Origin of the sequence: Paracoccus sp. (in: a-proteobacteria) (genome assembly GCF_047973135.1) — a bacterium.
GTDB lineage: Bacteria > Pseudomonadota > Alphaproteobacteria > Rhodobacterales > Rhodobacteraceae > Paracoccus.
Window position 1 is genome coordinate 38,437 of sequence record NZ_JBKEBL010000092.1, and the last position, 8,178, is coordinate 46,614.

Below are 8,178 nucleotides of genomic sequence, written 5' to 3' on the forward strand. Positions count from 1 at the left end.
CGGGGACCGGTTTAGGCCTGAACGGCGGGTCGCCGGATACGAGAAGCATCGGGGGCAGATTCATTCCTAAGGAGATTTCGAGGAAAAAAAGATCATACAAATAAACAGGCTTTTGTTGAAATTTATCATATTACCGGGTGTCATGAACCTGTTGTCATACGAGTTCGATCTGGCAGGCTTTCCGGTCGCATTGTGCCCTGTAAAAGCTCTGACCCGGCTTGACGCCGACCCGGCTTGCGTGCGAGTTCGGCCCATGTTCCTGCGCGCTCTTTTCCGCTCTCCCTCGCCTGAAACGGTGCATGACGACGCCGCGCAGCCGGGGCGCGCGCGCTGGCGGCCTTTGCGGCGGGTGGTGATCTGGGGGCGGTGGCTGGCGCTGCGGTTGCTGTTGCTGATGGCGGTTCAGGTCGGGATTTACGGGCTGATCAATCCGCCCACCACGCTGACCATGCTTGCCGCCGCACGCGAACATCCGCAAAAGCCGCGCGACTGGGTGGAAATTGAGAAGATCGCGCCGGTGCTGCGCCGCTCGGTCGTGGCGGCCGAGGATGCGAATTTTTGTCGGCACTGGGGGTTCGACATGACCGAAATCCGCAAGGTGATCCGTTCGGGGTCGGGTCGGGGGGCCTCGACCATTTCGCAACAGACGGCGAAGAACGTGTTCCTGTGGCAGGGGCGAAGCTGGCCGCGCAAGGTGCTGGAAACCCTTTATACCCCGATGATCGAGGCGTTGTGGTCCAAGCGGCGGATCCTTGAGATTTATCTGAACGTGGCGGAATTCGGGCCGGGGATTTTCGGCGTAGGCGCGGCCGCGCGCGAATATTTCGGCACCACGCCGGACCGGCTGACCGGGGTGCAGGCGGCGCGGCTGGCCGCAGTCCTGCCCGCGCCCCTGTCGCGCAGCCCCGCGCGCGGCTCGGACCGGTCGCGGGCGATTGCCGATGGCGCGGCGACCATTGCGCAGGATGGGCGGGCGGATTGTTTCTGAACCGCCGCACCGGTTGAATCGCGCGGGCGGCGGTCTTATCAAGGTGCCGTTGCGCAATATCGGGGTCTCGATCAGTCCATGAATACCAACACGCAGACCACGCGGCTGTATCATTCGATGCTGTCGCCCTTTTGCCGCAAGGTGCGGCTGGTGCTGGCCGAAAAGAAGATCGAGGTCGAACTGGTCGAGGAGCGCTATTGGGAAAGCCCACCTGACCTGCGACGTCGCAACCCGGCCGGCAAGCTGCCGGTTCTTCGACTGAATGGTCACACGCTGGCAGAAAGTCAGGCCATTGTCGAATATCTGGACGAGATCGCGCCCGATCCGCGCCTGATGCCGCACAACCCGCTGGAACGGCACGAGGTCCGGCGGCTGTGCGCCTGGTTCGACGACAAGTTCAACGCCGAGGTGACGCAGCCGATCATGGGCGAGAGGGTGTGGAAAAAAATCATGCGCTCGGGCTATCCTGACAGCCGGGCGGTCAAGGACGGGCTGCGCGCGATCAAGGAACATATCGACTATCTGACGACCCTGCTTGAGGAACGCCGCTGGCTGGCCGGAAACACGCTGTCTTTGGCCGATTTTACGGCGGCGGCGCATTTTTCCTGCCTGGACTATATTTCCGACGTGGACTGGGACCGGTCCGAGGCGCTGCGCGACTGGTATGCGACGATCAAGTCGCGTCCGGCCTTTCGCGGCGTGCTGGCCGATCAGGTGCCGGGCATCCATCCGGCCCCGCATTATGCCGAGCTTGACTTCGGATAGGCCGGGGGCCGGACTGAAAGCCGCGCTTGGGGCCATGGCGACCGAGGCGGGTTTTGCGCAGATGCGCGTGACCCGGCCCGAGGCGGTGCCCGAGATCGCGGCGCGCTTGCAGGCGTTTCTGGCGGCGGGGCATCACGGCCAGATGGGCTGGATGGCCGAGCGGACAGCATGGCGCGGCGATCCGGCGGCCCTGTGGCCCGAGGCGAAATCGGTGATCATGCTGGCCGAACTGTACACCCCCGATCACGACCCGCTGGCGGTGCTGAAGGCACGCGACCGGGCGGCGATCAGCGTCTATGCGCAGGGGCGCGACTATCATGACCTGGTCAAGAAACGGCTCAAGCGCGTCGGCCGCTGGTTGCTGGAACAGGTGCCGGGCGAGGCGATCAAGGTCTTTGTCGATACCGCTCCGGTGATGGAAAAGCCGCTGGCGCAGGCGGCTGGCCTGGGCTGGCAGGGCAAGCATACCAACCTTCTGTCGCGCGATCTGGGAAGCTGGTTCTTTCTGGGCGCGATCTTCACCACCATCGCGCTGCCCCCTGACGCGCCAGAGGTCTCGCATTGCGGGACATGCCGCGCCTGTCTGGACATCTGCCCCACCGGGGCCTTTCCAGCGCCATATCGGCTGGACGCGCGGCGTTGCATTTCCTATCTGACGATTGAACATAAGGGGCCTGTCGATCCCGATCTGCGCCCGTTGCTGGGTAATCGGGTTTATGGCTGTGACGATTGCCTTGCGGTCTGTCCCTGGAACAAGTTCGCGCAGGCGGGGACCGAGATGCGCTATCGCGGGGTTGTCTCGGCCCCGGCGCTGGCGGAACTGGCGGGGTTGGACGATGCAGGCTTTCGGCAGCGTTTCGCAGGCAGTCCGGTCAAGCGGATCGGGCGCGACCGGCTGGTGCGCAACGTGCTGTATGCCATCGGAAATTCGGGCGATCCGGGATTGCGAGGGGTGGCGCAGAGGCTGACCGGCGATCCTGATCCGGTAGTGGCCGAGGCGGCGCGTTGGGCAGTGGCGCGGCTGACGGGCTAAAGCAGGAAATCGTCCCGGTCCAGATCGACATATCCGGCAACACGGATCAGCATGTCATGGCCTTGCCCCGGAGAGATGTCGATATAGATATGGGTCTGCCCGCCGGCATGATCCCATCGCAACTGATCGTCGCCGCTGAGCCCCACATTGCCGATATGGCTCAGGTCCAGCGCGGCCAGATTGATCCGGTCGATGCCGTGGCGGAAATCGGTGATCAGGTCGCCACCGTGATCCGGGCTGTCGGATCTGTGGCGAAAGACGAATGTGTCGCGCCCCGGCCCCCCTGTCAGAATGTCGGCCCCGTGCCCGCCGAACAGCACATCCGTGCCCGCCCCGCCCGACAGGCGGTCATTTCCCGCCCCGCCGTCCAGCCGGTCGTTCTGGCCGTTGCCAAACAGCCGATCCTTGCCCGCACCTCCCCAGATCCGGTCGGCCCCGATTCCTCCCCAGATCCGGTCATTGCCCTGATCGCCGAAAATCCGGTCCCGCCCGGCATGGCCGCGCAGGTTGTCATTACCCTTGCCGCTGCGGATCAGGTCATTGCCCTGATCGCCGAAAATCCAGTCGTTTCCCGTGTTTCCGAACAGCCGGTCATTGCCTCCGTCGCCGTGGATGGCGTCGCGCCCGTCGCCGCCATAGACGGTATCGGCCCCGGCCCCGGCCAGAATCCGGTCATTGCCCGCATCGCCCGACAGGCGGTCGTAGTCGGCCCCGCCAGCCAGAAAATCGCGGCCTGCGCCGCCCCGGATGCTGTCACGGCCGGATCCGCCCGTGACAGTGTCGTCGCCATCCTGCCCCTCGAACCGGTTAAAGCCCGCGCTGTCCGCCAGATAATCGTTCCCGCGCCCGCCGATCATCGTGTCATGACCATTGTCGCCGAACAGCCGGTCGTTGCCATCCCCGGCATTCAGCCGGTCATGGCCTTCGCCGCCATACAGCAGGTCATTGCCCGCGCCCGTCGTCAGGACATCGTCGCCAGCCCCGCCGCTTAGCGTGTTGTGCCCGCTTCGGTCGTCAAGCAGGTCGTTGCCGTTATCGCCGGACAGCCAGTCATTGCCTTCGCCGCCGAACAAAAAATCGTTGCCGCCCTCGCCGGACAGGCGGTCGTTCCCGGCATGGCCCCACAGGCTGTCGGACCCGTCGCCCGCGCGCATCAGGTCGGCCCCGTCATCGCCGCGCAACTGGTCCTGCCCCATCCCCGAGATCAGCGTGTCATTTCCGGTTCCGCCGATCAGCAGGTTGTCGCCGCGGTCGTCGGTCAGCAGGTCATGCCCGCCATCGCCGCTGAGCGTGTCGTTTTCGGCCCCGCCCGTCAGCCGGTCATTGTCGCTTCCGCCCCAGATGCGGTCGTTCCCCGCGCCCCCGTCAAGCTGATCGTGCCCCGTATCCCCCCACAGGGAATCGTTCCCGTCCTGTCCTGACAGGCGATCCGCGCCCGCGTCGCCGAACAGGTTGTCATTCCCCGCACCGGCATAGATAAGATCGTTGCCGGTCTGGCCGCGCAGGGTATCGTGCCCGGCCTCGCCGTGGATCGTGTCATCGCCATATTGCCCCGCGACGACATCGTTCCCGCCCCCCGCATGGATCGAGTCGCTGCCGCTGCCGCCAAGCAGCGTGTCGGCGTTCGCGGAACCGAACAGGTATTTCCCGATGGTCGAGGGGATCGGGCTGATCCGGGTCGGATCTACCGCCGCGACCTTGTAATGCGCGATCGGGAACATCTCGTTCGAGAAGTAACCGGCGCTCAGGCTGCGGCCATCCCTGATCAGGATGTCAAGGGTCGTATCCTGATAGCGGATGCGAATGCCGCCAGCGAGCACCGAATATTTCAGTTGCCAGGTACTGCGGATCATGCCCAGTTGCGACAGGTCCAGCCGGTCGTAACCGGGCTCGAAATCGGCGATGGTGATCTTGCCGTTGAAATTCGAAGGCACAAATGTGTCCGCGCCCGGCCCGCCCTCCATGGTGATGGCGCGGTTGGTGGCGATCAGGATGTCGTCGCCCGCGCCGCCGATCAGCCGCGACGTGCCCGCCTGTGCCAGCAGCAGATCGTCATCGCCGCTGCCCGTGGCGGTGCGGATTGCGGCCATTCCGGTCAGGCCCGGATGGCCGGGATCAAGGGAAAGCTGGGTGATCCCCGTTTCGCGCCCCGAGGCCACGAACAGCGCGATCCTGCCGCCGACGACCTGCGCCTCGATATCGGTCACATCGGCCAGCGTCATCGCGTTGTTGTCGGCGATGGTTTGCAGATGCAGCAGCCGCCCGTCCGGTTGCAGGGCAAAGATGCTGATGCCGTCATCCGTGCCCCCGGCAAAGACAAGCACGCGGTTGCCGATCTGGACGGTTTCCAGCGCGCGGATGTTCTGAAAGCGGGTGGTCAGCTCGTCGAGGATGTGGTCGGTCGGGGTCAGCGTGCCATCCGTGGACAGCCGGAACACTGTCAGCGAGGATGTGCCCGCCGCCGCGACAATGACAAAGCTGCGGCCGCCGGTCTGGACGGCCTCGACCGCCGTGGGTGTTCCATAACCGGCCCCCATTGCGCCCAGATGCACGATGCTGGTGCCCAACTGGCCGGTATCGGACAGCGGATGCGTCGAGATGAAATCGCCAAGGCCTGAAACCGCGACCAGAAAGCGTTTTCCCCCGGCCTCGGTCTGGACGATCTGATCGACCGAGGCGCCGCTGGCCGTGCCGCTGGCGGTGATCGCGATTTCCGAGGTCTTGACCGGGACGCCATTCGCCCCGATCCTGTAGACTGTGAAACCCTGATCGCCCTTTCCGGCGGCATGGATCAGGCTGCCCGCGCCGCTGCCCGTCTGTCCCATGGCGGTGATCGCCGTCCCCAGGCTGCCAGAGGCGAACAACGTGGCAAAGCCCGTCAGCGCGCCAGACGGGGAAAGGCCGATGCCCAGATGATCTGCCTTTCCGGCACCCGACAGATGAACGAAATTACCACCGTCAAGGCTTAGCGGGGTCAGATGCAGATCGCCCTGATAGACAAGCCCGCCGCGAAAGGGCTGCGTGTCGATCCGCTTCAGCGGCGTATCGGGGTCGCTGAAGCTGTAGGAGCTGACCCCGCCGCCGCGCAATTGCGTCGTCGCGATCAGCAGGTTCTGCCCGCGGATCTGCGCGCTTGTCAAATCTGACAAACCAGACAGCCATGTCTGATCCGTGGCCCCATAGGTGGCCACGTGCCGGCAGGTCAGCATTTTTCACCCGGAAGGCGGGAATCGCCACTGCCGCCCTATATTGGCGACGAAGGTTAGGATGTGTTCAACAGGGCCGGATTTCAGCCTTTATGTCGGCAGTATTTTATGTAAATACACTTTGTTAACCAGAATTTCAGGTGCCCTGCCGGTCGTGGAAGGCCAGCGGACCGTAAAGGATCAGCCCCGGCTGCATGACCTTGGCCTGCCGCAGAACACGCGCCAGTTGTGCCACGGTGCTGTGCAGCAGGCGCTGATGCGGATGGCCCACGGCCTCGGCGAAAAGGGCGGGGGTGGAGCCGGGAAGCCCATGTTCCTGCAACCGTTCCGCCAGCGCGGGAAAGCTGCGCTGGCCCATGAACACCACCGTCGTGACCGCCGGATCGGCGATAGCCGACCAGTTCAGATCTTCGGGCAGGCGGCCGGTCACATCGGCCCCGGTGATGAACTGTACCCGGCGCGAGGTCAGGCGACGCGTCAGCGGAATGCCCGCCGCCGCCGCCGCCGCGCTGGCCGAGGTGACGCCGGGCACGATCTCGAACGGGATGCCTGCGGCGGTCAGGGCGGTCAGTTCCTCTTCCAGGCGGCCGAAGATGCCCGCATCGCCGGATTTCAGCCGCACGACGCGGCGGCCTGCCTGTGCGTGGCTGACCAGCAATTCGTTCACATGTTCCTGCCGGGCCGAAGGGCGGCCCGCGCGTTTGCCCACGGGGATCAGTTCGGCTTCAGGTCCGGCATGGTCCAGAACCGGCCCCGAGGCCAGATCGTCATACAGCACCACCTGCGCCTGTTGCAGGCGCTTCGCGGCTTTCAGGGTCAGCAATTCGGGATCGCCGGGTCCGGCGGATACCAGCGAGACGAAACCGGCAGGGCGGGCTGGATCGGACATTTTGGCGGGCCTTGACGTTTCAACGGGACGAAAACCAGCTATATCACCCGCGTGCGGGGTGACAATGCCCTGCCCTCCATCGGATAGGAGACGCCGATGACCGTCATCTGCTGGTTCCGGCGCGTCCTGCGGCTGGACGATCATCCGGCGCTGGTCGCGTCGGAAGGGGTGGGGGCTGTGATCCCGCTGGTGATCCTCGATCCGGCCGAGGCGCGTGCCCACCCGGCCAGCGCGCAGCGTCAGGCGATGTCCCTGCCGTTGCTGGATGCCAGCCTGCGACGGCAGGGCAGCCGGCTGATTGTGCGCAGGGGTGATCCGGCGGCGGTGATCGAGGCCATCGTGCGCGAGACCGGTGCAAGGCGGATCGACGCGACCGCAGGCTTCCCCTTTGCCAGCGATGCTGGGCTGGTGCAGGCGGCGGAACGGGGCGGAGCGCGGCTGGTGATGCATCATCAGGCCGATCTGGTGCCGCGCGGCGCGGTGCGGACGGGGCAGGACGGGGCCTACAAGGTCTTTACGCCCTTCTGGCGGGCGCTGCGCGCCCATCCCGTCGCCCCGCCGCTGGACGCCCCGCGCCTGACGCCGCCCGCGACATGGCCCGCCAGCGACGGCGCCGACTGGCCCGAGGCGCGGCTGGCCATGCGCCACGGATGGGACGTTGTGGCCCGGCATGTCGAGGCGGGCGAGGATGCGGCCCGTGACCGGCTGCGGGCCTTTCTGGATGGCCCGGTCGGAACCTATCGCGAGCAGCGCGACCTGCCCTGGCGCGCGGGGACGTCGGGCCTGTCGGATGCGCTGGCGGTGGGCGAGATCAGCGCCCGCCGCATCTGGCACCTGTGCCAGGCGGCATGGCACGAAGGCCGTCAGGGCACCGAGGATTTTCTGCGCGAACTGGGCTGGCGCGAATTTGCCCGTGACCTGTTCCATGACGATCCCCGGATGGACCGCGATTGCTGGCGGCGGGAATGGAACGGCTTTCCGTGGAAACCCGGCAACGATCAGGCTGAAAACTGGAGGCGCGCCCGGACCGGCATTCCCATCGTCGATGCAGGGCTGCGCGAATTGTTCGTGACGGGCCGGATGCACAACCGTGTGCGGATGATCGCCGCCAGCTATCTGACCAAGCATCTGCTGACCGACTGGAGGGTCGGGCTGGACTGGTTCGCGCAAACGCTAACCCGAATTATGCATGAGGAGTTGGTGAGACTGGCTTAACTACTTGAAGAGCTGTAGTTTTATGGTTCCTACACCCAAAGCCGCAGTTCTTCAGGATGCCGAGCCTCACCATGGATGTTTC

General features: G+C 65.3%; 6 protein-coding genes. 4 read left to right on the plus strand and 2 right to left on the minus strand.

The features are described 5' to 3' along the window. Positions 1-253: 253 nt before the first annotated feature. The 3 genes from mtgA to queG all read left to right on the plus strand — a co-directional run bounded on the left by mtgA (position 254) and on the right by queG (position 2,786). On the plus strand, positions 254-988 hold the full coding sequence (gene mtgA / locus ACK5L9_RS07435) for a monofunctional biosynthetic peptidoglycan transglycosylase (protein ID WP_416910833.1): 735 nt from the start codon (positions 254-256) through the stop codon (positions 986-988). A gap of 78 nt (positions 989-1,066) precedes the next feature. Continuing rightward, positions 1,067-1,753 (plus strand): glutathione S-transferase family protein, encoded by a 687-nt coding sequence (locus tag ACK5L9_RS07440; protein ID WP_416910834.1) that lies wholly within the window; start codon positions 1,067-1,069, stop codon positions 1,751-1,753. Continuing rightward, positions 1,731-2,786, plus strand: a complete 1,056-nt coding sequence (gene queG, locus ACK5L9_RS07445; RefSeq protein WP_416910835.1) for a tRNA epoxyqueuosine(34) reductase QueG — start codon at positions 1,731-1,733, stop codon at positions 2,784-2,786. The genes ACK5L9_RS07440 and queG overlap by 23 nt, the downstream gene beginning before the upstream one ends. On the opposite strand, the gene ACK5L9_RS07450 is transcribed toward queG, so the two are convergent. Then, complete coding sequence (locus ACK5L9_RS07450) at positions 2,783-5,935, minus strand: calcium-binding protein (RefSeq protein WP_416910836.1); 3,153 nt, start codon at positions 5,933-5,935, stop codon at positions 2,783-2,785. The two genes, queG and ACK5L9_RS07450, sit on opposite strands and share 4 nt — an antisense overlap. Positions 5,936-6,128: 193 nt before the next feature. Further along, a complete protein-coding gene (cobA, locus tag ACK5L9_RS07455; protein WP_416910837.1) occupies positions 6,129-6,881 on the minus strand; it encodes a uroporphyrinogen-III C-methyltransferase in 753 nt (250 codons plus the stop codon). A gap of 96 nt (positions 6,882-6,977) precedes the next feature. On the opposite strand from cobA, the gene ACK5L9_RS07460 reads away from it, so the two are divergent. Further along, the gene (locus ACK5L9_RS07460; protein WP_416910838.1) at positions 6,978-8,096 is read left to right on the plus strand and encodes a cryptochrome/photolyase family protein; all 1,119 of its coding nucleotides are present in this window, start codon (positions 6,978-6,980) and stop codon (positions 8,094-8,096) included. The last annotated feature ends 82 nt before the right edge of the window (positions 8,097-8,178 follow it).